Consider the following 25,262-nt stretch of genomic DNA (forward strand, 5'->3'; position numbering starts at 1 on the left):
ATTAGTTTCCTTTACCCGAATCTGGATACGTTTTATTTGCATTAAAATTGCAATTTTTAATGAAAAAAATTAAAATAAAGGAAAGAATTGAATATAAGGAAGGTGCTTTATGGGTCAAGCAGAACGATTACAAAAGATGCGTGAATGGATTAAGACGACGCCGGAGCTGACGCTCGATCAACTGGTCGAAACGTATCAAATTTCGCGGGATACAGCACGGCGTGACATCATTCAACTGGAAAGTGAAGGCGATATCATTCGCATCAAAAACGGGCTTGTTCGTGCGGGGGCGAAGCGCACCTTGAAGTACGATCAACGGACGGAGCAACCAGAGAAGGAACGGATTGCAAAACGGGCCTCGATGCGAATCAAGCAGGATGACCGGATTGTACTCGATGCGGCGACGACGGTCGCGAAGATGACGGCGTATATTCCGTTCTATTCCTTACAGGTCATCACCAATTCACTCGAAATCGCGGAGCAGATCGGCGAACGGGCAAACGTCGACTTGTATGTCACGGGTGGCAAGTTCGATCCGCATGCGAAGAGTCTCGTCGGTATCAAAACAGCGGATGACATCCTGCATTATCAAGTCGACCGCGTGTTCCTCGGAGCGTGCGGACTGACAAGTGAAGGGGTGTTCGCAGAAAATTTAGAAGAAGCGATCGTCAAAAAGGCGATGATTCGGAGCGGGGCAGAAGTGATTGTCTTAGCCGACCGGACGAAGTTTGACAAACGTTTTTTCCATAAAGTCTGTAGCTTAGAACAACTCGATGTTCTGATTACGAACGAGCGCCCATCTGCGGATTGGGAAGAACGACTACATCAAGCAGACGTCACGATTGAAGTGGCGAAGGAGGAATTGACATGACACCGATTCAAACCACGATTGTCGGATTCGGCTTTTCAGCTGTAACGTTCCATGCCCCGTTACTCGAGGCGTTACCCGAATTCCATGTGCGACAAGTCGTCTCACGTGACGCAGGAAAAGTCCACCGTGTCTTTCCGGAAGCGCGTGTCGTTAAGACGCTCGACGAGGCCTTGCACGATCAAGCGACAGAGCTCATCGTCATCACGACACCGACAGGTCTTCATTTCGAGATGGCGAAGCAAGCAATCGAAGCAAACAAACATGTCTTACTCGAAAAACCGGCCGTTGTTACGATTGAGGAAGGGGAGGCGCTACTGGCACTTGCCGAACAACATCGGGTGCATGTCGCCGTGTATCACAACCGTCGCTATGACGGTGACTTCCTGACGGTCGAGCAATTGATAGAAGCCAATGAAATCGGTGATTGGCAACTTCTCGAGTCACGTTTTGACCGTTACCGTCCGGTCGTCCGTGACCGCTGGCGGGAGAAGCAGGGAGCGGGTTCCGGCATCTTGTTTGATCTCGGTTCCCATTTGATTGACCAAGCGCTTGCCTTGTTCGGTGAACCGGACGAATTGACGGGTGACGTCTTGATACAACGTGACGGGGCAGAGACGGATGACGGCTTCCATATCACGCTGCACTATGGCAAACGCCGGGTGATTCTTCGCTCGACATCGTTCGTTCAAGGACCGACACCACGTTTTGAGTTGCACGGTACGCGGGGAAGCTATGTGAAATACGGGATGGACCCGCAAGAAGCGCGACTTGCTTCAGGGCGGGAAGCGGACGGGACATTAGGTGAGGACGACCCGGAGGACTTTGGTCATCTGCAGCTGGCAGAACAGGCAGCAGAACGGCTGGAAACGCTATCCGGAAACTACCTCGGCTATTACCGCGACTTAGCGGACGGGTTAGCGACAGGGCGACTGCCGGTCGACTTGCATGATGCTTTGAAGACAATGAAGCTGATCGAAGCCGTCCGCAAAAGCAGTGAAGATGGACGGACGATCTGTCGGAAGGAGTGGGACAGATGAACATCGAAACTTTACTCGAACAAGAAAAACAGCTCGTCTTGACGAGTTTGACGAATCAAGAGGCGATTGCTGCCGGACAATACGTCATTGAGCGGGCACTGCGCGAAGAGTTAGCGGTTGCCGTCGAAATCAAACGCAATGGGCAACGTCTCTATTACGCGGCACTCGAAGGAACGGCTCCCGATCAAGAAGAATGGATTCGCCGTAAATCAAACGTCGTCACCCGTCACGGACATAGCTCGCTCTACATGCGTGTCTACAATAAACTGAAACAACGGTCCTACCATACGATGTACGCCGTTGCGCCAGGCGATTATGCGGATGCGGGGGGATCGTTTCCGATTCGGGTCGCAGGCGTCGGGATCATCGGTACACTGACCGTGTCAGGGTTGTCGCAAGAGGCCGATCATCAATTAGCGATCGATGCGTTGACTTTTTTAAAACAACGAATGGCGTAAGGAAAAACCGTGTCCCCGATTCAGGGAACACGGTCTTTTCGATTGTTAAAAATAAAAAATGTTTCTTATATCTGTTTCCGATTGTTCGATTTTACTAGTTCGTGGGTGACTTTCTCACCGGATGCAGGTACGAATCCGAGGCGCCGATAAAAACCATCTGCGGCATCAGAGAAGAGTACGAGCCGGTCGTAACTTAAGAAAGCTTCCCGAATCATTTTCTCGAGTAAGCTCGTTCCGACTCCTTTGGACCGTGCTTCAGGTAAAACATAGACGTGGCGAATCCGGCCGGTCGAAGCTTCGTGCGGTTGTTTCGTATAACCACCACAGGCGATGGGTTGCCCCATCGGCGAAAGAACGATGAATAGCGCCTCACCGGTCTCTTGAAAGGTTTCATCGCGACGATTTCGTAACATGTACTCAATAAATTGAAATCCTTCCTGCGAGCTTTTCGCAAGTAAAGGCAACCAATTATAGCTGTCAAAATCGTTTACTCGTTCAACAGTCATCTCCATCGTCAATTCCTCCTTCTTCTCCCTCCATTATTCCTTTTTTAGTGAGGACAGAAACACAAAAATGAAGCAAATTAATCTTTTTTCGAATAGAGACTGGATTTTTAAAAGCCATTTTGCGTATAATGAGAAGTAATGGATTGAACGCAAATGAAAGGAAGTGGCCGTCACAATGAGCCTCAGCCGTTTGAGTAAAGAAAAAATTACTGAACTTTCACTGATTGAATTCGTCAATGAAATGCTTCAAGAAGCTGGCGAACAGCCAATCACTTTCGATGACATCACGAAAGAAATTGAAAAGTATCATTCGTTTACAGGTGAAGAAGACAAGTTCGAGAAACTTGCTCAACTCTATACAGACATGAACATCGACGGAAACTTCGTTAACGTCGGAGCAAACCGTTGGTCACTCCGTGCTTGGTATCCGTTTGATAAATCAGACGAGGATCTCGTCATCGAAGCACGTCAACGTGGTGAACTCGATGAGTTCGAAGAAGAGTTCAACTATGACGCAGAAGAAGATGAATTCGAGACGATCGAAGATGACCTCGATACATTTGCGAAGACAGCGGACTATGATTCAGCTGACGACACAGAAGACGATTCTTTCAAGAAAGTTGCAGCAATCGACGATCTTGAAGATGATTTAGAAGAAGACGATCTCGAAGACTTCGAGGACGATGAAGAAGAAGTATAAACAACCGTACAGCTGCGATTTCGAGTAAGAAATCGTAGTTTTTTCATTGACGGCTGACTAAGGACGAAAGATTTTTATTTGTTAAAAATCTGCTTGACGAAGTTTTCGGAATGACGTAAGTTAGTCATGGGCTTCTTTAAGCAACGTGCTTAATTTCAGCAAAAGTGTCTCCTGCAAATGGGGGCACTTTTGCTTTTTTTATTTTATTAGACCTCTGCTAGATTTTTGGACTTGAGAAGGGAGCATTTTATTCATGACAAAGTATATTTTCGTAACCGGTGGGGTAGTATCTTCGCTTGGAAAAGGAATCACGGCTGCTTCACTCGCACGGTTGCTCAAAAACCGTGGTCTGAACGTCACGATTCAAAAATTTGACCCATACATCAACATCGATCCAGGTACGATGAGCCCATATCAACACGGTGAAGTATTCGTAACGGATGATGGCGCTGAGACCGATCTTGATTTAGGTCACTACGAGCGTTTCATCGACATCAACTTGAGCCAAAACGCAAACGTGACATCCGGTCGCATCTATTCGACAGTTCTCAAAAAAGAGCGTCGCGGTGATTACAACGGTGGAACGGTTCAGGTCATTCCGCACATCACGAATGAAATCAAGGATCGTGTCTTCCGTGCCGGTAAAGAGACAGGCGCAGATGTCGTCATCACGGAGATTGGTGGAACAGTAGGGGATATCGAGTCGCTTCCGTTCATCGAAGCCATTCGCCAAGTCAAGAACGATATCGGAAAAGAAAACGTCATGTATGTTCACTGTACGCTCGTCCCGTATCTTGCAGCAGCAGGTGAATTGAAAACGAAACCGACACAACACAGTGTCAAAGAACTCCGCAGCTACGGAATTCAGCCGGATATCATCGTGCTTCGTTCAGAGCATGCGGTCCCGCAAGAAATGAAAGATAAAATCGCACTCTTCTGTGATACACGTCCGGAAGCCGTCATCGAAGCACAAGATGCATCGACATTATACGAAGTACCGCTCAACTTGCAACGTCAAGGCATGGATCAACTCGTTTGCGATTACTTCAAGTTCGATACACCGTCAGCTGATATGACAGCGTGGAAGCAACTCGTCCATACGGTGACGCATCTTGAGAAGAAAACGAAGATTGCACTCGTCGGAAAATACGTTGAGCTCCGTGACGCGTACATCTCAGTTGCTGAATCGCTCAAACACGCCGGTTTCGCCTTCAATAGTGACATCGACATCGACTGGATCAATGCAGAAGACGTGACGCGTGAAAACGTCGCCGAATTACTTGGTTCAGCAGATGGAATTCTCGTTCCAGGCGGATTCGGAGAACGCGGCATCGAAGGAAAAATCGAAGCGACGCGTTTCGCACGTGAAAACAACGTTCCGTTCTTCGGCATCTGTCTCGGCATGCAGCTTGCAACAGTCGAATTCGCACGTAACGTCTTGAACCTCGAAGGGGCACACTCGGCTGAAATTGACCCGTCGACACCATATCCGATCATCGACTTGCTCCCTGAACAAAAGGACATCGAAGATCTCGGTGGAACGCTTCGTCTCGGTCTGTACCCGTGTAAGCTTGAAGAAGGTTCAAAAGCACGTGCGGCGTATTCGAGCGAGCTTGTCTACGAACGTCACCGTCACCGTTACGAGTTCGGGAACGAGTTCCGTGAGCAGTTCGAAGCGAACGGCATGATTTTCTCGGGTACGAGTCCGGACGGCCGTCTCGTTGAAATCATCGAGATTCCAGAACATAAATGGTTCGTCGCGTGTCAGTTCCACCCGGAATTGATTTCACGTCCAGAACGTCCGCAAGCACTCTTCCATGACTTCATCCGAGCGTCACTTGGAGAATAAGAAGTAGGACGAGCAAATCAACCCCCTGTCTCCAAGCGGAAACAGGGGGTTTTGGCGTGTAGACAAACTCTTATGAAGCGTCAAGAGTCTGCATGAGCTTGCTGTCATGACAAGCTTTCCTGTCTCGACTCGTCTTCAAAACGTCTGCATCACTTGTCTTTCCCTACGATATTGCCTAAAAAGCGTTTTTTTTCGTTTTTGCCGCTGCTAGCGCGAAATCGCATCTTTCCCTGTAGGAGTCACAGGCTACGAATCTATGATTGTGAAGGGGACATATCTCTAAAATTTCAATGATTCCGTAGTTTAAGGACGCTTTTTAAATTTATCTGCTATAATGATAGCGAATTCATTCCTACAAATTTAAGTGGAAGGTGTAGATAGCGATGACCGCCAAGTATAAGCAAGTTGCAGAACAAATCGAGACGGATATCGTAAATCACGTCTATCAACATACAAACAAGTTGCTCACAGAAGACGAATACGCGACAAAATATGGAATCAGCCGTAATACTGTCCGAAAAGCGATTGAGATTCTTGTGAATAAAGGATATGTCTATCAAGTACAAGGGAGTGGGGTGTTCGTTCGGGATCATTACAACAGCGATTATGTGAATCTCGAAAAACTCCAAGGATTGACTAGTGACTTTAGTGGACGGAAAGTCGAGACGCGTGTCCTTGCGTTTGAGCAGACGACAGCAAACGAAGAAGTTGCAGAACGAATGAAGTGTCCGGTCGGAACCCCCGTTTATTACGTCAAGCGTCTTCGTCTGGTCGACGATCATCCTTTTTCAGTCGAGGATTCCTATTTTCGTAAAAGTTTAGTCATTTACCTTGATGAAAACATCATTCAGAAATCAATTTATAACTATTTACGTAATGATCAAAAACTCGCGATTGGCTTTGCTGATCGCGTCATCTATGCTGATTTTTTGAAATTAGATGACGCAGTATTACTCGAGCTGAAAGAAGATGATCCAGCCTTGCTCGTCGACAACACTGTGTATTTAACGAATGGTCAAATCTTTGACGTATCACGTGCTACACATCATTTTCGACATGTCAAAATGCTTAAAGTCTCCAATATTAAATCATGAACGTAGGCGAGAGAGTCATCTCGCTTACGTTTTTTTGTTCACATTTTATTCAATAAGAAAGGGTTTACATAAAATTTAACGCGTGCTATTATCAACTTGTAGAATTTGTACCTATGAATTTTAGTTATCCATACAAAAAGGAGAGATACAATGGTTTCTGAAACGATTGACATTACACCGGAAGATATATTTGGTCTCATCGCCCTCTCGGGAGACGCGAAAGCCAGTTACCACCAGGCAATGCTCCTCATGCAAGAAGGGAAAGTCGCGGAAGCGAATGAAGCGGTCAAGACAGGGGATGCAACATTAAAAGAAGCGCACGGCATCCAAACGAAATTCGTCACGCTTGAAGCGCAAGGGAAAACAGCTACAGTAGGTGTCTTGATGGTACATGCTCAAGATCATTTGATGAATACGATTCTTGTAAAAGAAATGCTCGGATACATGATGAATATGCAAAACGAAATCAACCAACTGAAGGGAATGGATCAAAAATGATGAAAATCGGACTTTTCTGTGCAGCAGGTATGTCAACAAGTATGTTAGTGGAAAAAATGAAAGCGGTTGCTACTGAACGTGGTCTTGAAACGGAAATCGCAGCGTACCCGGAATCGGAAATGGAAACGTATGTGGATACAATCGATGTTGCGCTCCTTGGACCACAAGTCAAATATTTACTTGCGAAAGGTAAACAAATCTGTGAACCAAAAGGTGTTCCGATTGATGTCATCAATACGGTTGACTACGGCATGATGAACGGAACAAAAGTACTGGACCATGCGATCAAACTCGCAAATAAATAAACGGGGTGACGACTTTGAAAATGCCTAAAAATTTCTTGTTTGGTGCTGCTTCTGCCTCTTATCAAGTCGAAGGTGCATGGAACGAGGACGGGAAGGGTGTCTCGAACTGGGATGTCTTCTCGAAAATTCCAGGAAAGACATTTGAAAATACAAACGGTGATGTCGCGATTGATCACTATCACCGTTACAAAGAAGATATCGGACTGATGGCTGAAATGGGACTCGAGTCATATCGTTTCTCCATCTCTTGGCCACGCATCTTCCCGAATGGCACGGGGGAAGTGAATGAAAAGGGATTAGAGTTTTACAACAACGTCATCGACGAGTGCTTAAAACACAACATCGTACCATTCGTGACGCTATACCACTGGGATCTTCCGCAAGTACTTGAAGAACGAGGCGGCTGGCGGAGTCAGGAGACGGTCGCTGCGTTCGTCCGTTTTGCCGAGACTTGTTTTGAGGCTTTTGGGGATCGCGTCCGCAACTGGATCACCTTTAACGAGACGGTCATCTTTTGTTCGCTCGGCTACTTGTCAGGTGCACACCCACCAGGAATCGAAGGAGATGCAAAGGCGTATTTCCAAACGACGCATAACGTCTTCGTCGCACATGCGCGCACGATCGAAAGCTTTAAGCAGGCGGGTTATGAAGGTGAGATTGGCATCACACATGTGTTTAATCCAGCGTTCAGCATCGATAATGAGGCGGATAATAAGTTTGCTGAGATGCATGCGAATGAATTTTCGACACACTGGTTCTATGATCCAATTTTAAAAGGAACATATCCGGAATATGTCGTCAAACAATTGGACCAACAAAATCTTCTTCCTGACTGGACGGAAGAGGAGCTCGACTTGCTCAAACGGACAGCTCCGATGAATGATTTCATTGGTCTTAATTATTATTGCCCGCAACGTGTCATGAAAAATGATACAGCACTCGTCATGGCAGGCGGCCGTGAAAATTCGACAGGTCGCCCTGGGAATCCGTCGTTCGATGGTGTTTACAAGACGGTCTTGATGGATGATAAAGTGTATACGAAGTGGGGCTGGGAAATTGCACCGGATGCTTTCCTCGAAGGAATGCGGATGCTAAAAGCCCGTTATGGCGATGTCAAAATCTACATCACAGAGAACGGACTTGGTGACGTCGATCCAATCGTCGGCGAAGAAATCAAAGATACACCACGAATCGAATACATTGAAGGTCATTTACGTGCGGTGAAGCATGCCGTTCAAGAAGGGATCAACGTCTCGGGTTACTATGCGTGGTCGGTCATTGATCTTCTGAGCTGGCTGAACGGCTATAAAAAACAGTACGGCTTCATCTATGTCGATCATGTAAATGGTCTTGCTCGTAAAAAGAAACAGTCGTTCCATTGGTATCAAGAAATCATCGCCACGCGCGCTGCAGACCTATAAGGAGGTTTCCGAATGAGCCGTCTAGAAACCGCATTCGAAAAAGTCACACCAGCTTTTGCTCGTTTTGCGAATGCAAAACCTGTTCTCGCTATTAAAGATGGATTTATTTTGACAATGCCGATGACTATCATCGGATCACTTTTCCTACTGATTTTGGCACTTCCGATTCCGGGGTGGGCAAATTTCATGTCAGGGTTATTTGGGGCAGATTGGACGTTACCGCTGACGCAGGTCGTTGGAGCGACATTCGACATCCTCGCTTTGATTGGTGTATTCGGGATTGCCTATTCCTACGTCAAAAATGAAAAGATTGAGGGGGTGCCGGCTGGTATCCTTGCAATTATCTCGTTTTTAATCATTACTCAAGCTTCAGTCCTTTCGGAATCAGGAGAAGTCGTAAACGGGGTCGTGCCAAAAGTTTGGACAGGCGGACAAGGGGTCATGGCAGCGATTCTTGTTGGATTAGTTGTCGGGTTCGTTTATTCGCAGTTCATCAAGCGTGGAATCAGTATCAAAATGCCGGATGGCGTCCCACCAGGTGTGGCCAATTCGTTTTCAGCGCTCGTACCGGGATTAGCTGTCATCACACTGTCAGTTGTGACGTTTGCGGTATTCCAGGCGTTCGCTGATCGGACGTTCACGGAAGTCATTTATGACGTGCTTCAAGCACCGATTCAAAACTTAACAGATACGCTTGCCGGAGCAGTGCTCATCATGGTCTTGATGTCTGTTATGTGGTGGTGCGGCATTCATGGTGCGGCAATCATCATGGGGATTATGGGACCATTGTTGACAGCAAATGCATTGCAGAACCAAGCGCTCATCGACTCGGGGAAAGAACTTGTCGTCGGAGAGAATGCAAAGATCGTTACGATTCAGTTTCTTGATGTATTTACGAAACTTGGAGGTACTGGAATTACGATTGGTTTCATCATCGCCACGCTTATGGTTGCGCGTTCAGCTCACTTGAAGCAGCTCGGTAAATTGTCACTTGCACCGAGTCTGTTTAACATCAATGAGCCAGTCATCTTTGGGATGCCGATCGTCTTCAATCCGGTCATGTTTATCCCGTTCGTCATTGTTCCGGCGATTGCATCATTCATGGTCTATTTCACGATTTTGTGGGGATGGGTCGAACCGTTTAATGCCTTGCAAGTTCCGTGGACGACTCCGCCAATCATCTCAGGGTTCTTGATAGGAGGATGGCGGGCAGCACTCTTACAGATTGCGACGATCGCTATGTCCGTTGCGATTTACTTGCCTTTCGTTCGAATGCAGGATCAAATCTCATATGGAGAAGAAGTCAAAGCACAGGAAGATCAAGCTTCGGCATAAAACCGTGCTCATAGAAAAACCGATCGATTCCTCTTTTGAAACAATAGGGGAGTCGGTCGGTTTTAATTGTTTTGTATGGAACCATGTATTTTGTGCGCCACCCATCGAAAGAGGACGACATGAAAGAGTGATACCCGGTTAAATTTTTGCAAAGATCGTATCTAGGATTCAGCAGTCATTATTATAGAAGAAAAGCGTCAAGCCCACTCTTCCGTCATCTCTTGCAGTTGCGTCAAGATATGTGTCAGCAAAAAGGCTCCGAGGGCAAGACTTGGCAACCCGTGACGCGAGCCGTCTTCAGCCGGGAGCAACCCTTTATTGAATTTTAAGGCGAGTGGTGCGATGGAGCGCTCGAGCGTCTCTGTTACATCTCCAAGCGTGACAATTGCATACGGTGTATGCCACGAGTCATAGCGGGCGAGTGATGCTTGGAAGTCGGGGCGTTCCGTATCCGGTGTAAATATGAGAATCCGGTCGACGGCATGGAGTGTTTTATGATTTTTAATCTGTGAGACACGTTTCATTTGGTCCGGACCTTCGGACAACATCGGATAAAGACCTTCGAATTCGCCGTAAGCATCAACATAAACGGTACCCTCTCCGACGAGCGCTTGAGCCAGCAAACGGACGACATCGAACAATTCATCCTCTTGTTTGACGAGACTTTGCAGTTTTCCGTTGAATTGAGTCGCTAAAATTTTCATCATGGGTGAACATCCTCTCTAAATTTCTATCACAGACAGTATATAGCAAGTTTTACTTTAATGTAGAATGGAAATAACTAGAGGGGGAGTGTGAAAGATGAAAGGGAGACTACTCATCGCGGAAGATGAGCCGGGCATTCGGAATTTATTGGCACAGTTATTCAAGGCGCAAGGGTACATCACGGATTTAGCGGTCGATGGAATCGAGACGATTGAACGATTACGCGAAGCGGATTACGATCTGCTGCTGATGGACGTCAACATGCCTGGGAAAACAGGGATTGAAGTGTTGCGTCATCAAGACCAAATCGGACGTCCGATCCGGACGATTTTAATGACGGCGCTCAGTGAAAAAGAAGCGATGGAAGAAGCGAAACGACTCGGTGTCGTCGCCTTCTTCGGAAAGCCGTTTGATATCTTTGAACTGAAAAAAGAAGTGACTGTGCAGATTTCGAGCGATGTAAGCGGTTAATCCTTCACGTCGTCGTCACAAACCTGAAAACAGAGCGAAATGCTGTACGTTCAAGCGAATCAGTATGTTATAATCAGTCTGAAATTACACGATTCCGTGTAAGCAGCGATCAAAACAGAGGAGGATGTCATTATGCCATTAGTATCTATGACAGACATGTTAAACAAAGCGCTCGAAGGTAAGTATGCAGTAGGTCAATTCAACATCAACAACCTCGAGTGGACACAAGCGATTCTCGGTGCGGCTCAAGAAGAGCAGTCACCAGTTATCCTTGGTGTATCTGAAGGTGCAGCACGTCACATGGGCGGATTCTACACGGTTGTTAAAATGGTAGAAGGTCTCGTTCACGACATGAAAGTAACAGTTCCTGTTGCGATTCACCTCGACCACGGTTCAAGCATTGAAAAATGTAAAGAAGCGATCGACGCTGGATTTACATCTGTAATGATCGATGATTCACACAGCCCAATCGACACAAACATCGAAACAACTAAAGCAGTTGTTGAGTATGCACATGCTAAAGGTGTTTCTGTTGAAGCAGAAGTTGGAACTGTCGGTGGACAAGAAGACGACGTCATCGGTGACGTTATGTACGCGAAACTTGACGAGTGCGTTCGCATCGTTAAAGAAACAGGAATCGACACGCTCGCTCCAGCACTCGGTTCTGTACACGGTCCTTACAAAGGTGAACCAAACCTTGGTTTCGCTGAAATGGAAGAAATCCGTAACGCAACAGACCTTCCACTCGTTCTTCACGGTGGTACAGGAATCCCGACACACGATATCGAAAAAGCGATTTCGCTCGGTACTTCTAAAATCAACGTCAACACAGAGAACCAAATCTCATTCGCGAAAGTCGTTCGTGAAGTATTGGCTGAGAAACCAGAAGCATATGACCCACGCGTATTCATCGCACCAGGTCGCGAAGCAATCAAACAAACAGTCATCGGTAAGATGCGTGAGTTTGGTTCAAGCAACAAAGCATAATTTTTATCCTTTAAAATGCGGTAGACTCCGGTCTATCGCATTTTTTTTCATCTAGAAAGCAAACTGTTTTTGGAAAACGTTAGGACTTCGAGCGAAAAAAATTTATAATGGAACAGTAAGCGATTTCAAGGGAATACTTTAAGGGATGAAAGGGGAAGGATTAAAATGAGATTTTTTATCGACACAGCGAACGTAGAGGATATTAAAAAAGCACATAAAATGGGGATTTTAGATGGGGTTACAACAAATCCATCACTCGTCGCAAAAGAAGGCGTCGACTTCCATACACGTCTCCGTGAGATTTGTGAAATCGTCGGGGATGTATCCGTCAGTGCGGAAGTCATCGCACTCGATGCAGAAGGAATGATTCGTGAAGGGAAGGAACTCGCACAAATCGCACCGAACATTACGGTAAAGGTTCCGATGACACCTGCTGGTCTTGAAGCAGTTGCAGCATTGTCAAAAGAAAAAATTACGACGAACGTGACATTGATTTTCAATCCGAACCAGGCACTTCTCGCAGCACGTGCTGGAGCGACATACGTTTCGCCGTTCCTCGGGCGTCTCGATGACATCGGGCAAGATGGAATGGGACTCGTCGAAACGATTGCGCAAATCTTCGTTGTCCATGATATTCCGACACAAATCATTGCAGCATCGATTCGTAATCCGATTCATGTCACGAATGCAGCACTTGCAGGTGCAGATATCGCGACGATTCCGTTCAACGTCATTGAGTCGTTGACACACCACCCATTGACGACTCAAGGAATCGAGAAGTTTCTCGCGGACTGGGAAAAAGCCCAGCAATAATAGATGGTGAAGAAAGGTTGATGGATAGTGGACATTTTGCATATCGTAGGGCAACAACGCCTTGAAGGAACGGTCTTGATCAGCGGTTCGAAACAAAGTGCGATTCCATGCCTCGCGGCCGCACTCTTGACGGATCAGCAAGTCGTACTTGAGGGTGTGCCGGACATTGGCGACGTTACGACGATGATCCAAATCATGGAGACGCTTGGAGCCGTCGTGACACGTCAAGGCGATATGGTGACGATTGACCCGAGTCAAGTCGAACCAATGCCTTTGACGGGAGCGGAGACACGGAAATTACGTGGATCAATCTACCTCATGAGCATTCTTGCAGCGCGATTTAAACAGGGGGTCGTCGGTTTACCCGGTGGCTATGCCATCGGTCCTCGACCGATTGATTTACACATTAAAGCACTCGAGCGTCTCGGTGTTTCGATGCGAAACGAACAAGGTGTTTACTACATGCGTGTCGAAGAGTTGAAGGGTAACCGCATCTATCTTGATTTACCTTCCTTCGGTGCGACAATCAGTGCGTTACTCGTCGCCGTCATGGCTGAAGGAACGACAGTGATTGAAAATGCCGCCTATGATCCGGAAGTGATCGATGTCAGTACGATGCTTACGAACATGGGAGCGAGTGTCAAAGGTGCAGGGACCGATGAAATTCGCATCAAAGGGATTAAATCGCTTCAAGGCTGTCGCCATACACTGATTCCTGACCGGATGGAGGCGGGAACGTTTCTGACGATGGGCGCCGTCCTTGGACGCGTCACGGTCGACAACGTCATTCCGTTACATCTTGAAAGCATCATTCAAAAGCTCGAACGGTTCGGTGCGAAGGTTGAAGTCGCAGACGATGCAGTCACGGCTTCAATCGGGGAAATGAAACCGGTCGATATCAGGGTTTTCCATTACGGTGGGTTTCCGAGTGACATGCAACCAATCATCTCAGCGGCGCTTTTGCAAGCGAAAGGTGCGAGCATCGTCGTTGATAAGCTGTACCCCCAACGTTTCCGTCACGTCCAAGAAATGCGTCGCCTGAGTGCACGGATTACGCATGAAGATGCTGCTTCCATCATCATCCGCGGTGGTGAAACGTTGTTTGGGACAGAACTCGAGGCGAAAGATCCGCGTGGCGCGGCAGCACTCGTTCTAAGTGGAATGCTCGCTTCAGGCGAAACGTTGTTGCATCATGCTGAACTCATCGATCAAAGTTATGAACGGTTCGATGAAAAGTTAAAAGGGCTCGGGGCCCTCGTATGGCGCGAAACGGTCTGACCGATTTTTAGCAAAAGAGAGGGGACATACACATGGAAAGAAGTCTATCAATGGAACTTGTACGCGTAACAGAGGCGGCGGCACTTGCCTCTGCCCGCTGGATGGGGAAAGGTTTGAAGAATGAGGCAGATGACGCGGCGACGAGCGCAATGCGTGATGTCTTCGATACGATCCCGATGAAGGGAACGGTCGTCATTGGCGAAGGTGAGATGGATGAAGCACCGATGCTCTACATTGGAGAAAAGCTTGGAAATGGATATGGCCCACGACTCGATGTTGCCGTCGACCCGCTTGAAGGAACGAACATCGTCGCAAAAGGAACATGGGGTGCGCTTGCCGTACTCGCTGTTGCAGATGCCGGCGATTTGCTCCATGCACCGGACATGTATATGGATAAAATTGCTGTCGGTCCGGAAGCGGCAGGTCACGTCAGCTTAGATGCGACGATTGAAGAAAACATCGCCGCTGTCGCGAAAGCTAAAAATAAAGACATCGAAGACGTCGTCGTCTCGATTCTTGATCGTGAACGTCATGAAGAAGTCATTCAACGGATTCGGGCAACGGGAGCACGGATTCGCTTGATTGGTGACGGCGATGTCGCAGCGGCAATCAATACCGCATTCCCGCATACAGGGATTGATTTACTGCTCGGTTCAGGCGGAGCGCCTGAAGGTGTGCTTGCAGCCGTTGCACTTAAGTGTCTCGGCGGTGAACTCCAAGGCCGTCTGCTTCCGGCAGACGAGGCGGAAGTCGCACGCTGTAAAAAGATGGGGATTGAAGATCCGTCAAGAATCCTCATGATGGACGATCTTGTTTCAGGAGATGACTGTATCTTTGCTGCAACGGGCGTAACGGACAGTGAGCTGATGAAAGGTGTTCAGTTCTCCGGACAAGGTGGACAAACGCACTCTGTCGTCATGCGCGCAAAATCAGGAACCGTTCGTTTCGTCGAAGGACATCACTCGTTCAAAAAGAAACCGAAGCTCGTCATCAAGTAATGCATGAAACTGAGCAAAACAAAGAAAGACCTTTCCGATTTTTTCGGAAAGGTCTTTTTCTTTTGTGAACCAACTATTCTTTCAACGGTGCTTGGACGGAAGCGCTCATCTTTGTGAGTGTTTGACGTGGTAAGAGCCGCGTCAGGAAAACATAGAAGGCATTGCTTGCACCAGGAATCACCAGCGTCTTGCCTTGCATGTATCCATCGAAGGATAGCTTAGCGACGGTTGGCGCATCCATGATGCCGGGGCGTTTAAACAAACGGGAAGCAGACAGGCCGGCCGTCGCTTCGAAATCGGTATGGGTCGCACCGGGACAAACCGCCGTGACTTGAATGCCGTAAGGCGCGAGTTCCTCTGCTAAAGCTTCGGAAAAACTTAAGACGTAGGCTTTTGTTGCATAATAGACGGCTAGGAACGGACCGGCTTGAAATGCTGCCGTCGAAGCGATCTGTACGATCCGACCTTGTATACCTTGGTCCCGCATCCGCTGTGCATAAGCTTTTGTCAGATGAGTCAGGGCCCGGATGTTGACATCAATCATGTTCAGTTCACGTGAAAGTTCGGTTTCGAGAAACTCACCAAATAATCCGAAACCGGCATTGTTGATTAAGAGATCGACCGAATCATCTTTTGTCGCCCGAAGGAGGGCTTCGATGTGGAGGGGCTGTCCGATGTCGTAAGGATAGACCTCAGCCGTTCCTCCTTCTTGTTCGACGAGATACTTCGTCTCGAACAGTTTTTCGGCATTGCGCCCGACGAGCAGCAGATGATCTCCTTGCATGCCATGTAACCGTGCGAGCTCGCGACCGATGCCTGCTGAGGCTCCTGTAATCAATACGTTCATAGGATCACGCTCCTGTTTCGTGGATTGAATTGATAGAAAAAGGGTATTAACTAGACGATAGCGCAGAACAAACAAAAAAGCGATTGAGCCGATGCTCAACCGCTTGGTCGATCGTGTTTGGATTAAAGGTAAGAACCGGCTCCGACGAGACGTGAACCCCAGTATCCTGATTTGAAGCTTGAGTATTTAACGCCACCCGTTTCCGAGTTGACCATGCTTGTCTTGCTTGTCGCGATACCAACGTGTTGGATGCCGCTACCGTGTGAGAAGAAGACGAGATCTCCCGGTTGAACGCTTGAGACGCTGACTTTCTTAGATGAAGAGTATTGTGAAGAAGACGAGCGTGGAAGTGTTTTTCCAGCTGCTTTCTTATAAACGTAGCTTGTGAAACCAGAGCAATCAAAACCACGTGTTGTTGTACCGCCCCAGACGTAAGGCGTACCTTTATGTTTTGCTGCTTCGCTTAAGATCTTTGTACGTGTTGAAGAAGAAGTCGTTGTTTTCTTAGCTGTTGAAGTTGATGTTTTTTTCTTGTATGTTTTTGTATACTTCGTGTACACGTAACGTGTTTTCCCACCGTAATAAATCTTCGTCCAGCTACCTGACTTTCCTTTATAACGGAATGTTTGACCTGCGTTAACTTTACCGACGATTGAAGATTTTGTAGAGGCACCTGAACGAACGCGTAATCCGTTATCCATGATTTTGACTTTAGTAATTGTAGCAGCTTCAACTTTACCTGTTCCCACTGACGCAAAACCTGAAACCACTAATGCGGCTGTCGCGACCGATGCTAGAAAACGTTTCATATGTGAATTCCTCCATTTTAATTAAAATTTATGTGACCGAGTTATATAATGAAATCATTAAGTGTTTGTTTAGGCAGTCATCCTTACGACTTTGTAAGTTTTTCTCTGCAGGAATATCTTAGCATGCGGTCGTGTGAAAACGTTTTTTCAGTTCCGCTACAAAATACCGCTTTTCTGTAATATAACTGCAATAATATCGTGGAATATTACAAAGAAGAAATTTCCATTCGCTAAATCACGACGAAAGTGGTAGATATGTGATACCTTTAATTCACAAAAGATTTTTTTGCTTTATCATTAAATACGTTACAGAACTTTGCTGTTGAATTTATAAAGAATAGGTGAATGCATATGCCAACTGAAAAAACCGATAAACCAGAACGTTCCTATACACTTGCCCAACTCGGTAATCTGACATTGAAGGATCTATATGAAATTGCGAAAGCAAAAAATGTTCCGCAATACCGGGAAGCGCGAAAGCGTGAGTTAATGTTCAAGATTTTAAAAGCACAAGCAGAATCAACCGGTCTCTACTTCCTCGAAGGGGTGCTTGAAGTCATCCCCGGCAATCCACAGATGCAAAACGATGGTGGTTTCGGCTTCCTTCGTCCCATCAACTACTCACAATCCTCTGAAGATATCTACATCGCCGCTTCACAAATTCGTCGTTTTAATCTTCGTAATGGAGATGTCGTCACGGGAAAAGTCCGGCCACCGAAGGAAAATGAACGTTTCCAAGGTTTATTGAGCGTTGAAGCAGTGAATGGAGAAGCGCCGGACACGGCACGAAACCGTTTATTCTTCCCTGCGCTGACACCGATTTACCCCGATCGTTTAATGCGTCTTGAAACAGAACCGCGTCATCTGTCGGTTCGTGTCATGGACATGATTGCGCCGGTCGGATTCGGGCAACGCGGATTGATTGTCGCACCACCGAAGGCAGGGAAGACGTCCTTGTTAAAAGAGATTGCGAATTCGATTCAAGTCAACCATCCGGATGTTGAGTTAATCATTCTTTTGATTGATGAACGACCGGAGGAAGTGACGGATATCGAACGTTCCGTACCGGGAGCAGACGTCGTCAGTTCGACGTTTGATGAGACACCGGATAACCACGTCCGGATTTCAGAACTCGTCCTTGAGCGGGCGATGCGTCTCGTCGAGCATAAAAAAGATGTCGTCATCTTGATGGACTCGATCACACGTCTGACGCGTGCCTATAACCTGACCGTCCCGCAAAGCGGACGGACCTTATCAGGGGGGATTGACCCGGCTGCCTTCCATAAACCGAAACGTTTCTTCGGAGCAGCACGGAACATCGAACATGGCGGCAGTTTGACGATTCTCGCGACAGCACTCGTTGAGACCGGTTCACGGATGGACGATGTCATCTATGAAGAATTTAAAGGGACCGGCAACATGGAGCTTCATCTTGACCGGAAACTATCAGAGCGTCGCATCTTCCCGGCGATCGATATCCGGAAATCCGGCACACGGAAAGAAGAGTTGCTCCTACCGAAAGATCAACTCGATGCGTTGTGGACGATTCGTCGGACGATGAATGAATCAAACGAGTTCGTCGACAGTTTCTTGCGCAAGATTAAGGATACGAAAAATAATGAAGAATTCTTCGTTGAACTGTTGAAGGAAAAGAAGAAGCCGATTCGCCGGGCAGCAGCTAAACCACGGACGATCAAAACAGATACACCGACTTGAAAATAGGTATTGCGAGACGATGAAAAATCGTTTAGTATAGGAAGGTAACTTACTCTGGCTCAGCAAATGAACCAGGGCGGAAGGAGAGAAATCAACCATGAAACAAGGAATTCACCCAAACTACAACAAAGTTGTATTTATGGATTCAACTACTGAGTACAAATTCTTAACTGGTTCTACTCGTTCTTCGAACGAAACAATCACTTGGGAAGATGGAAACGAGTACCCACTCATCCGCGTGGATGTGTCTTCGGACTCGCACCCATTCTACACTGGTCGTCAAAAGTTCAACGCTGCAGACGGTCGTGTCGATCGCTTCAACAAAAAATACGGCCGCAAGTAATTGCGACCTATCCATTAAAAAACAGCCTGTCTCCATCACTGGAGCAGGCTGTTTTTGTATAGACTGAACTGGGCGCGATAGGTCAGGTAAGTCTTCAACACGAACGATGAGCCGATTGCGCCGGCAATGCCGGTGATATACGGGAGCAAGTCAGGATTTGTCGCGAATTGTTCGAAGAGACGACTGAAGGAAAAATGTCGGCCGAGGAAAAAACCTGCGCCGAGAAAGACACTAATCCAAATCAAAGCCCCGGTATACGCATAGACGGCGAAAACCCGAAACGGCATCTTCGAAACACCGGCAAAAAAAGCGGACAGTTGGCGAAGGCCAGGTATGTAGTAACCGATAATCAAGACCGACTTGCCGTAACGAAGAAAGCCGGCTTCTGCCGTGACAATGTGTTTTTCAGAAATGCGAAACTTCGGTCCGATTCGATGAAGCAACGGCATTCCGAGTTTCAGACCAAGCAGGTAGCTGATCGTCATCCCGATACAGCTTCCGGCGTAAGCGGCGAGAATCGTTCCGATTAAGGGTAAATTGCCTTGATGCATCCAAAAACCGGACATGATCAGTAACGTTTCATCCGGAACAGGAAGCCCGATGATCCCCCCGGCTAGAAGGATCGCAAGTCCGAATGAACCATATTGATGAAGCACTTCATGTAATATGTGATGGATCGGGAACACCTTCCTTCATAAATTCTTCTTCTATAGTGTACAGGAAATGAGGACTGGTTAAAACGACAAGGTGGGGAATCATGGGAATGAACGGATGGATTTTTGATTTCGAGAAGTCAACTCTTTTCCTTATATTCGATTCGGGCTATACTCGTTAAAGTGACTAATTTTAGAGGACGGTGTCTGCAATGATGCATGTAATAAATCAGTATGGTTGGATTGAAGTGATTTGCGGAAGTATGTTCTCTGGTAAGTCGGAAGAATTGATTCGACGCGTTCGCCGGGCTCAGTACGGGAAGTTGCCGGTCCAAGTATTTAAACCGGCAATCGACGACCGTTATCATGAAGAACATGTCGTCTCGCACGTCGGCAACTCTGTCATCGCGGTACCGATGGCGACGAGCCGTGACGTGTACGCGGCAGTCGCACAAGAGACACAAGTGGTCGCGATTGACGAAGTTCAGTTCTTTGATGATGAAATCGTCGATGTCATCGAGGCCCTCGCGCAGGACGGAAAACGTGTCATCTGTGCCGGACTCGATCAAGACTTCCGGGCGGAACCATTCGGTAAGATGCCGGAACTTCTCGCACGGGCAGAGTTCGTCACGAAACTGCAGGCGATCTGCCTGTCGTGCGGTGACCCGGCATCGCGGACGCAACGTTTAATCGACGGTCGACCTGCCAACTACAATGATCCAATCATTTTAGTCGGCGCGTCAGAGTCGTATGAGCCGCGTTGCCGCCACTGCCATGAAGTGCCGGGGAAATCGCAAGCCCTGCAACAATGGAAGAAACAGCAACAGAACTGATGAAGTAAACGAAGGACTGATTCATCAGTCAGGACCGCATCAATCAAATGGCCGATACTCCCATCGTTTCAAGGGAGCATCGGCCATTTTTTTTGCGCATTCATATTGTTCTGGACGGCTTAGTCGATGCTTGAAACACGCATCGAAACAGTCTTCATCCCTTGCTTTTGCGCAGGAAAGACATCAACCGGTGTGGGTCAAACGACTATATTGGTGTACAAAGTGTGTTGCCTCGCGGACAATCGTTTCTTGATCATAATCGAGGGTCGCGACATGATAGGAGTCAAGCAGGCAATAGCTCCGTTTGTCCGTCGAACCGATGACTTGATAAAGGTAATCCGAACTTTCAGGCGGGACGACATGGTCTTCGGCAGAATATAAAATAAGTGTTGGAATCTCGATGGCTGGTAAGAGTGGACGTGTCTGGTCAATCAAGGTCAAAAGTTCCGATGCGCAGACGACAGGGACCTGGTCATAGATGATTTCAAACGCTTCACGTTTAATGTCTGGGGTACTTTCTTTTAAGTAGCGTGGACAGTCTTCAAAAGATAATGCTTCATAGGCAGGAATCGCTAACGCTGCATTGATCGTAATCAATCCGTCAGCAGGTAATCCTTCCGCGACGAGTGCAAGGGCAAGTGTCGCACCCATCGATTGTCCGGCGATGAAAATGGACGAACAATGATTGGTTAAGACGTCGAACCCTTGGCGGAGGCTTTGTTTCCAATCTTCAGCAGTCGACGCTTCGAAATCACGGATGCTCGTCCCGTGTCCGTCGAGACGCGGGGCATACACGGTAAACCCTTGAGCGGCAAACTGCTCTCCGACAGTACGGACGCTTTGAGGGGTTGCGTTAAAACCGTGAGACAGTAAAATACCGATTGGACCTCGTTCAATCAAAAAAGCTTCTGCGCCAAACAGGACGAGTGATGATGAATTCATAAAGGGTTCCTCCTTCTATTAAAAAACTCGTAGTGCTTTAGGCGCACTACGAGATTCTCGTAAGTATCATCCAAAGCATCGGCTTTGCTGGTCGGAGCACCTTGCATGTTGCAGGTTGCCGTGGGTTCGTAGAGCCAGATCTCTCGCCCACTCTTGATATATCGTATAGGAATTGTCGGAATAATCATTGTGAAGAGGATAGCATTGATTGAAATACGTTGTCAAGAAGTCAAAAAGAAGTCGAAATTGATAAACTGGGTAATTTGGTTTAATTTTGAAAATATGGTTGACTTGAGAAAGGAATCCCCGTAGTGTAAGCATTAGATTCACGACATAAGAACGACTTGAAACATCACACATATGAACTTCATACCGTAGCACTTATCGAGAGAGGTGGAGGGACTGGCCCTACGAAACCTCGGCAACAGACTTCTTACGTCGTACTGTGCCAATTCCGTCAGACGTTTGTCTGAAAGATGAGCGGAGCGGATTCTGCCTTAGTGCAGATGGAAGGATCCTTTTCTTTTAAGAGAAGGGTCCTTTTTTTGATGTTTTCCTAAAAAAAGAGAATGAAATACAATTCATTTTGTATTTTAGAATGACCTGTGCTAGTCTTGAGCTGTATAACTCAATAACCAGTTCTTCGGGGTAGGGTGAAAATCCCAACCGGCGGTGATGCGATTGATAAATCGATGAGCCCGCGACCTGCAGTGTACGCACTGTGGCTGACTTGGTGAGACTCCAGGGCCGACGGTAAAGTCCGGATGGGAGAAGGACGAAACAATGCGCTTGCTGCCATTTTCTGAAAAAATGTTTTCAGGGAAAGGTCTGTTTCTGTATGTGTAAAAACAGAAACGCGAGACGCTTATTTCGTCAATCCTTCAATCACGACGCCCCTTTTACAGGAGGCGTCTTTTTTATTGAAAGGAGCGGAAAAAATGGAAACATTAATGGAAACATTCATGAGTTATGCGATGCAACTAGCACACATGTTAAACGGTCAAACGAGCCCGAATCCGAGTGTCGGCTGCGTCATCGTCAAACAGGGGCGGATTGTTGGTTTTGGGGCCCACCGTTATGCGGGAGGACCCCATGCCGAAGTCGAAGCGCTCCTCATGGCAGGTGAAGCAGCACGCGGAGCCGATCTCTACGTGACACTCGAACCGTGCAATCATCACGGCAAAACACCGCCGTGTACGGAAGCAATCCTCGAAGCAGGAATCAATCGTGTTTTTATCGCGACAGAGGACCGCCACGCGCTCGTCGCAGGAAGCGGTATCACACGTCTCCGTCAGGCGGGGATTGACGTCGAAGTCGGTCTACTAAAAGACGAGGCAGTGGCACTGTATGAACCATTTTGGACGGCGATTGAACGAAAACGTCCGCATGTCACAGTGAAAGTCGCCCAAACGATGAACGGGACGATTGCGACGGGTGAACAACGCTTTATCACTTCGGAAGCGGCACGTGCTGACGGACGGCAGTTACGCGGGATACACGACGCGATTCTCGTCGGAAGCGACACGGTGATCATCGATGACCCGGCACTGACGTTGCGCAGTTCGACCGGCATCGAACCGGTCCGTGTCATTGTCGATCGCCGCGGGCGCCTGACTGAAACATTCCAAGTCTTAAACGATGGCTTGAATCCGACGTACTGGCTGACGGAACAGCCACGAACAAGCGAACGGGCGAACGTGACGGTTTTCGTCGGGACGTATGCGACACCGGACCAAATCCTCGAACTTTTATATGAACAAGGTATTCGCAGTCTGTTGATTGAAGGTGGTCCCACGATTCAATCCGCATTTTTAGAAGCGGATCTCGTGGATACGATCGAACTCTATCAGGCACCGTCCCTCTTCTGTGGGACCAAGTCTCTGACGACGGAACAGGACATCGAAGACCGTTTTGATTTAGTGAAAATGAACCAAATCGGACAGGACGTCCATCTCCAGTATGTACGAAAGGAGAGGATGACATGTTTACCGGATTGATTGAAGAACTCGGCACAATAAAACGGAAAGTCCCCCGTCCGAACGGGCTGGCGCTCGAAATTGAAGCGACAGCAGTGCTTGACGGAACAAAGATTGGCGACAGCATTGCCGTTGATGGGATTTGTTTGACGGTGACGGCGATGACGAAGAGCGGATTCACGGCCGATGCCGTCCATGAGACGATCCGAGCGACGTCGCTTCAGACGTTACGGGTCGGGACAGCCGTTCAGCTCGAACGCGCGATGCCGGCGAATGGACGGTTCGGTGGTCACTTCGTCAGCGGGCATATCGACGGAACGGCTCGGTTTCTCAGCCGGCGACCGGACGGTGAAGCGATGGAATACCGTTTTGAGGCAGGCGACTGGAGCAAGTACTGTATTCCGAAAGGATCGATTGCAATCAATGGGACGAGCCTGACGCTGCAACATGTCGGAAACGATGCGGTGACGATTTCATTGATTCCCCATTCACGCCAAGTCACGACGTTCGATCGCTTGCAGACGGGTGCCCTCGTCAATATCGAATGTGACTTGATGGCGAAACATCTCTATCACTTTACGCAGAAGGATGCGAAGACGGACTGGTCGGCATTTTTAGGAGGCGAAGCATGATGAACGGATTTGATTCGATTGAAGAAGCAGTGGATGACTTAAAACGCGGACGACCGATTATCGTCTGTGACGATGAAAACCGTGAGAACGAAGGGGATCTCGTGTTACTTGCGGAACATGCGACACCCGAGATGATTAACTTCATGATCACTTACGGCAAAGGACTCGTCTGTGTCCCGGTCAGTCCGGATATCGCAACACGACTCGAGCTCCGGCCGATGACAGATGTCAACACGGATCCGCACGGAACGGCTTTTACGATCAGTATTGATCATGAAGATGCGAAAACCGGCATCAGTGCAGCGGAACGGGCAATGACGATTCAGCGGATGTTGACGGATGGTCCAAAGCAGTTCAAGCGTCCCGGACACATCTTTCCGTTGATCGCAAACGAAGGCGGCGTCCGCGTCCGGCGTGGTCATACGGAAGCAGGGATTGATTTGGCACGGCTCGCGGGAAGCGCCGAAGCGGCCGTCATCTGTGAAATCATTTTAGACGACGGGACGATGGCACGGGTTGATGATTTAGTGACGTATAAAGCAGAACATGATTTAAAAATGATTACGATCGATGCTCTCATCCGCTATCTCGAGCGCTCTGTCCGCCGTGAAGCGGAAGTCTTGTTACCGACGACGCACGGGGCGTTTCGGATGCTTGGTTATACGACACCTGACGCCAAGGAACATGTCACGGTGCTATCAGGTGAAGCAGAAGACGGGATGCTCGTCCGCGTTCATTCCGAATGTCTGACGGGTGACGTCTTCGGATCAAAACGGTGTGACTGCGGTCCGCAACTCGACGCGGCGCTCGACCGGATTGAACAGGAAGGCGGCGCTGTCCTCTACTTGCGGCAAGAAGGGCGGGGGATTGGTCTGATGGCGAAGCTGAAAGCCTATGAGCTCCAAGAACAAGGACTTGATACGGTCGAGGCGAACCATGCGCTCGGATTTGCAGCCGACTTACGCGACTACGCCGTCGCAGCAGCGATGCTTCAGGACCTCGGTGTCACGAAAATCCGTTTGATGACGAATAACCCGGATAAACAGCAAGCGCTCGAAACGTACGGCATCACTGTGCTTGAGCGGGTTCCGCATGAAGTACCGGCAAGTTTAGAAAACCACCAGTATCTCAAAACCAAACAGACGAAGCTCGGGCATCTGCTCGATCTCGAAGGAGGAAAATAAG

General features: G+C 48.0%; 27 protein-coding genes and 3 riboswitches. Of the genes, 21 read left to right on the plus strand and 6 right to left on the minus strand.

The genetic code is table 11. From position 1 onward, the window contains the following. Positions 1–109 precede the first annotated feature (109 nt). The 3 genes from KNP98_RS11905 to KNP98_RS11915 are packed head-to-tail and all read left to right on the plus strand — an operon-like array spanning position 110 to position 2,366. Positions 110–871 carry a DeoR/GlpR family DNA-binding transcription regulator gene (locus KNP98_RS11905; protein WP_088838008.1) on the plus strand — a complete coding sequence of 254 codons (762 nt, stop codon included), beginning with the start codon at positions 110–112 and terminating at the stop codon, positions 869–871. Then, positions 868–1,908, plus strand: coding sequence for an oxidoreductase (locus tag KNP98_RS11910; RefSeq protein ID WP_214811525.1), 1,041 nt, complete (start codon positions 868–870; stop codon positions 1,906–1,908). The genes KNP98_RS11905 and KNP98_RS11910 overlap by 4 nt, the downstream gene beginning before the upstream one ends. Next, positions 1,905–2,366 carry a heme-degrading domain-containing protein gene (locus KNP98_RS11915; protein ID WP_214811528.1) on the plus strand — a complete coding sequence of 154 codons (462 nt, stop codon included), beginning with the start codon at positions 1,905–1,907 and terminating at the stop codon, positions 2,364–2,366. The genes KNP98_RS11910 and KNP98_RS11915 overlap by 4 nt, the downstream gene beginning before the upstream one ends. 65 nt (positions 2,367–2,431) lie before the next feature. On the opposite strand, the gene KNP98_RS11920 is transcribed toward KNP98_RS11915, so the two are convergent. Further along, positions 2,432–2,878: a GNAT family N-acetyltransferase gene (locus KNP98_RS11920; protein ID WP_088838005.1), complete on the minus strand. Its 447-nt coding sequence runs from the start codon at positions 2,876–2,878 to the stop codon at positions 2,432–2,434. Positions 2,879–3,047: 169 nt separating this feature from the next. On the opposite strand from KNP98_RS11920, the gene rpoE reads away from it, so the two are divergent. The 7 genes from rpoE (at position 3,048) to KNP98_RS11955 (ending at position 10,074) form a co-directional block, all read left to right on the plus strand. Next, positions 3,048–3,572, plus strand: coding sequence for a DNA-directed RNA polymerase subunit delta (rpoE, locus tag KNP98_RS11925; protein ID WP_029331815.1), 525 nt, complete (start codon positions 3,048–3,050; stop codon positions 3,570–3,572). Between the two features lie 253 nt (positions 3,573–3,825). Then, on the plus strand, positions 3,826–5,421 hold the full coding sequence (locus tag KNP98_RS11930) for a CTP synthase (protein ID WP_029331814.1): 1,596 nt from the start codon (positions 3,826–3,828) through the stop codon (positions 5,419–5,421). 383 nt (positions 5,422–5,804) lie between these two features. Continuing rightward, complete coding sequence (locus KNP98_RS11935; RefSeq protein ID WP_088838004.1) at positions 5,805–6,515, plus strand: GntR family transcriptional regulator; 711 nt, start codon at positions 5,805–5,807, stop codon at positions 6,513–6,515. 150 nt (positions 6,516–6,665) lie between these two features. Next, entirely contained in the window at positions 6,666–7,013 is a 348-nt protein-coding gene (locus KNP98_RS11940) for a PTS lactose/cellobiose transporter subunit IIA (protein ID WP_029331812.1), read from the plus strand. Continuing rightward, positions 7,010–7,318: a PTS sugar transporter subunit IIB gene (locus KNP98_RS11945; protein ID WP_029331810.1), complete on the plus strand. Its 309-nt coding sequence runs from the start codon at positions 7,010–7,012 to the stop codon at positions 7,316–7,318. Before KNP98_RS11940 ends, KNP98_RS11945 begins: the two co-directional genes overlap by 4 nt. A gap of 14 nt (positions 7,319–7,332) precedes the next feature. Continuing rightward, a complete protein-coding gene (locus KNP98_RS11950; protein ID WP_214811530.1) occupies positions 7,333–8,739 on the plus strand; it encodes a glycoside hydrolase family 1 protein in 1,407 nt (468 codons plus the stop codon). A gap of 12 nt (positions 8,740–8,751) precedes the next feature. Next, positions 8,752–10,074, plus strand: a complete 1,323-nt coding sequence (locus KNP98_RS11955; protein ID WP_088838002.1) for a PTS sugar transporter subunit IIC — start codon at positions 8,752–8,754, stop codon at positions 10,072–10,074. A gap of 197 nt (positions 10,075–10,271) precedes the next feature. Here KNP98_RS11955 and KNP98_RS11960 read toward each other — a convergent pair whose 3' ends face one another. After that, positions 10,272–10,781: a DUF2529 family protein gene (locus KNP98_RS11960; RefSeq protein ID WP_088838001.1), complete on the minus strand. Its 510-nt coding sequence runs from the start codon at positions 10,779–10,781 to the stop codon at positions 10,272–10,274. Between the two features lie 94 nt (positions 10,782–10,875). Here KNP98_RS11960 and KNP98_RS11965 point away from each other — a divergent pair, with 94 nt between their 5' ends. The 5 genes from KNP98_RS11965 to glpX all read left to right on the plus strand — a co-directional run bounded on the left by KNP98_RS11965 (position 10,876) and on the right by glpX (position 15,326). After that, a complete protein-coding gene (locus KNP98_RS11965; RefSeq protein ID WP_088838000.1) occupies positions 10,876–11,250 on the plus strand; it encodes a response regulator in 375 nt (124 codons plus the stop codon). A gap of 132 nt (positions 11,251–11,382) precedes the next feature. Continuing rightward, positions 11,383–12,237, plus strand: a complete 855-nt coding sequence (fba, locus tag KNP98_RS11970) for a class II fructose-1,6-bisphosphate aldolase (RefSeq protein ID WP_088837999.1) — start codon at positions 11,383–11,385, stop codon at positions 12,235–12,237. 165 nt (positions 12,238–12,402) lie between these two features. Further along, positions 12,403–13,050: a fructose-6-phosphate aldolase gene (fsa, locus tag KNP98_RS11975; RefSeq protein WP_029331801.1), complete on the plus strand. Its 648-nt coding sequence runs from the start codon at positions 12,403–12,405 to the stop codon at positions 13,048–13,050. Positions 13,051–13,077: 27 nt separating this feature from the next. Then, positions 13,078–14,328, plus strand: coding sequence for a UDP-N-acetylglucosamine 1-carboxyvinyltransferase (murA, locus tag KNP98_RS11980; protein WP_088837998.1), 1,251 nt, complete (start codon positions 13,078–13,080; stop codon positions 14,326–14,328). Between the two features lie 32 nt (positions 14,329–14,360). Further along, positions 14,361–15,326, plus strand: a complete 966-nt coding sequence (gene glpX / locus KNP98_RS11985; RefSeq protein ID WP_088837997.1) for a class II fructose-bisphosphatase — start codon at positions 14,361–14,363, stop codon at positions 15,324–15,326. Between the two features lie 73 nt (positions 15,327–15,399). Here glpX and KNP98_RS11990 read toward each other — a convergent pair whose 3' ends face one another. Both KNP98_RS11990 and KNP98_RS11995 read right to left on the minus strand, forming a co-directional pair. Further along, positions 15,400–16,173, minus strand: a complete 774-nt coding sequence (locus KNP98_RS11990) for an SDR family NAD(P)-dependent oxidoreductase (RefSeq protein ID WP_214802905.1) — start codon at positions 16,171–16,173, stop codon at positions 15,400–15,402. Positions 16,174–16,295: 122 nt separating this feature from the next. Further along, complete coding sequence (locus KNP98_RS11995) at positions 16,296–16,982, minus strand: C40 family peptidase (protein ID WP_088837995.1); 687 nt, start codon at positions 16,980–16,982, stop codon at positions 16,296–16,298. A gap of 351 nt (positions 16,983–17,333) precedes the next feature. On the opposite strand from KNP98_RS11995, the gene rho reads away from it, so the two are divergent. Next, positions 17,334–18,698, plus strand: coding sequence for a transcription termination factor Rho (rho, locus tag KNP98_RS12000; RefSeq protein ID WP_029331794.1), 1,365 nt, complete (start codon positions 17,334–17,336; stop codon positions 18,696–18,698). 97 nt (positions 18,699–18,795) lie between these two features. Then, positions 18,796–19,041 (plus strand): type B 50S ribosomal protein L31, encoded by a 246-nt coding sequence (locus tag KNP98_RS12005; RefSeq protein WP_012371588.1) that lies wholly within the window; start codon positions 18,796–18,798, stop codon positions 19,039–19,041. 35 nt (positions 19,042–19,076) lie between these two features. On the opposite strand, the gene KNP98_RS12010 is transcribed toward KNP98_RS12005, so the two are convergent. Further along, positions 19,077–19,727 (minus strand): DedA family protein, encoded by a 651-nt coding sequence (locus KNP98_RS12010; protein ID WP_214767790.1) that lies wholly within the window; start codon positions 19,725–19,727, stop codon positions 19,077–19,079. A gap of 182 nt (positions 19,728–19,909) precedes the next feature. Between KNP98_RS12010 and KNP98_RS12015 the strand changes: the two genes are divergently transcribed. After that, positions 19,910–20,527 carry a thymidine kinase gene (locus KNP98_RS12015; RefSeq protein WP_034801409.1) on the plus strand — a complete coding sequence of 206 codons (618 nt, stop codon included), beginning with the start codon at positions 19,910–19,912 and terminating at the stop codon, positions 20,525–20,527. Between the two features lie 183 nt (positions 20,528–20,710). On the opposite strand, the gene KNP98_RS12020 is transcribed toward KNP98_RS12015, so the two are convergent. Beyond that, positions 20,711–21,469, minus strand: a complete 759-nt coding sequence (locus tag KNP98_RS12020; RefSeq protein ID WP_214811532.1) for an alpha/beta hydrolase — start codon at positions 21,467–21,469, stop codon at positions 20,711–20,713. 60 nt (positions 21,470–21,529) lie between these two features. Beyond that, positions 21,530–21,632: riboswitch (SAM riboswitch) on the minus strand. Positions 21,633–21,847: 215 nt separating this feature from the next. Continuing rightward, a riboswitch (SAM riboswitch) is annotated at positions 21,848–21,952 on the plus strand. A 152-nt stretch (positions 21,953–22,104) separates the two neighbouring features. Next, positions 22,105–22,249, plus strand: a riboswitch (FMN riboswitch). Positions 22,250–22,407: 158 nt separating this feature from the next. Between KNP98_RS12020 and ribD the strand changes: the two genes are divergently transcribed. From ribD to ribB, 3 genes are read left to right on the plus strand one after another with little or no spacing between them, the layout of a single operon-like run. Continuing rightward, positions 22,408–23,466 (plus strand): bifunctional diaminohydroxyphosphoribosylaminopyrimidine deaminase/5-amino-6-(5-phosphoribosylamino)uracil reductase RibD, encoded by a 1,059-nt coding sequence (ribD, locus tag KNP98_RS12025; RefSeq protein WP_251135177.1) that lies wholly within the window; start codon positions 22,408–22,410, stop codon positions 23,464–23,466. After that, on the plus strand, positions 23,451–24,077 hold the full coding sequence (gene ribE, locus KNP98_RS12030) for a riboflavin synthase (protein WP_214811534.1): 627 nt from the start codon (positions 23,451–23,453) through the stop codon (positions 24,075–24,077). The genes ribD and ribE overlap by 16 nt, the downstream gene beginning before the upstream one ends. Further along, on the plus strand, positions 24,077–25,261 hold the full coding sequence (gene ribB, locus KNP98_RS12035; RefSeq protein WP_214811536.1) for a 3,4-dihydroxy-2-butanone-4-phosphate synthase: 1,185 nt from the start codon (positions 24,077–24,079) through the stop codon (positions 25,259–25,261). Before ribE ends, ribB begins: the two co-directional genes overlap by 1 nt. The last annotated feature ends 1 nt before the right edge of the window (position 25,262 follow it).

Source organism: Exiguobacterium sp. s127 (genome assembly GCF_018618695.1).
Taxonomy (GTDB): domain Bacteria; phylum Bacillota; class Bacilli; order Exiguobacteriales; family Exiguobacteriaceae; genus Exiguobacterium_A; species Exiguobacterium_A oxidotolerans.

Bases quoted from the DNA above. Each gene is read 5' to 3' on its own strand.
- KNP98_RS11905 (WP_088838008.1), top strand. From the start codon at position 110: ATGGGTCAAGCAGAACGATTACAAAAGATGCGTGAATGGATTAAGACG.
- KNP98_RS11910 (WP_214811525.1), top strand. From the start codon at position 868: ATGACACCGATTCAAACCACGATTGTCGGATTCGGCTTTTCAGCTGTA.
- KNP98_RS11915 (WP_214811528.1), top strand. From the start codon at position 1,905: ATGAACATCGAAACTTTACTCGAACAAGAAAAACAGCTCGTCTTGACG.
- KNP98_RS11920 (WP_088838005.1), bottom strand. From the start codon at position 2,878: ATGGAGATGACTGTTGAACGAGTAAACGATTTTGACAGCTATAATTGG.
- rpoE (WP_029331815.1), top strand. From the start codon at position 3,048: ATGAGCCTCAGCCGTTTGAGTAAAGAAAAAATTACTGAACTTTCACTG.
- KNP98_RS11930 (WP_029331814.1), top strand. From the start codon at position 3,826: ATGACAAAGTATATTTTCGTAACCGGTGGGGTAGTATCTTCGCTTGGA.
- KNP98_RS11935 (WP_088838004.1), top strand. From the start codon at position 5,805: ATGACCGCCAAGTATAAGCAAGTTGCAGAACAAATCGAGACGGATATC.
- KNP98_RS11940 (WP_029331812.1), top strand. From the start codon at position 6,666: ATGGTTTCTGAAACGATTGACATTACACCGGAAGATATATTTGGTCTC.
- KNP98_RS11945 (WP_029331810.1), top strand. From the start codon at position 7,010: ATGATGAAAATCGGACTTTTCTGTGCAGCAGGTATGTCAACAAGTATG.
- KNP98_RS11955 (WP_088838002.1), top strand. From the start codon at position 8,752: ATGAGCCGTCTAGAAACCGCATTCGAAAAAGTCACACCAGCTTTTGCT.
- KNP98_RS11960 (WP_088838001.1), bottom strand. From the start codon at position 10,781: ATGATGAAAATTTTAGCGACTCAATTCAACGGAAAACTGCAAAGTCTC.
- KNP98_RS11965 (WP_088838000.1), top strand. From the start codon at position 10,876: ATGAAAGGGAGACTACTCATCGCGGAAGATGAGCCGGGCATTCGGAAT.
- fba (WP_088837999.1), top strand. From the start codon at position 11,383: ATGCCATTAGTATCTATGACAGACATGTTAAACAAAGCGCTCGAAGGT.
- fsa (WP_029331801.1), top strand. From the start codon at position 12,403: ATGAGATTTTTTATCGACACAGCGAACGTAGAGGATATTAAAAAAGCA.
- glpX (WP_088837997.1), top strand. From the start codon at position 14,361: ATGGAAAGAAGTCTATCAATGGAACTTGTACGCGTAACAGAGGCGGCG.
- KNP98_RS11990 (WP_214802905.1), bottom strand. From the start codon at position 16,173: ATGAACGTATTGATTACAGGAGCCTCAGCAGGCATCGGTCGCGAGCTC.
- KNP98_RS11995 (WP_088837995.1), bottom strand. From the start codon at position 16,982: ATGAAACGTTTTCTAGCATCGGTCGCGACAGCCGCATTAGTGGTTTCA.
- rho (WP_029331794.1), top strand. From the start codon at position 17,334: ATGCCAACTGAAAAAACCGATAAACCAGAACGTTCCTATACACTTGCC.
- KNP98_RS12005 (WP_012371588.1), top strand. From the start codon at position 18,796: ATGAAACAAGGAATTCACCCAAACTACAACAAAGTTGTATTTATGGAT.
- KNP98_RS12015 (WP_034801409.1), top strand. From the start codon at position 19,910: ATGCATGTAATAAATCAGTATGGTTGGATTGAAGTGATTTGCGGAAGT.
- KNP98_RS12020 (WP_214811532.1), bottom strand. From the start codon at position 21,469: ATGAATTCATCATCACTCGTCCTGTTTGGCGCAGAAGCTTTTTTGATT.
- ribD (WP_251135177.1), top strand. From the start codon at position 22,408: ATGGAAACATTAATGGAAACATTCATGAGTTATGCGATGCAACTAGCA.
- ribE (WP_214811534.1), top strand. From the start codon at position 23,451: ATGTTTACCGGATTGATTGAAGAACTCGGCACAATAAAACGGAAAGTC.
- ribB (WP_214811536.1), top strand. From the start codon at position 24,077: ATGAACGGATTTGATTCGATTGAAGAAGCAGTGGATGACTTAAAACGC.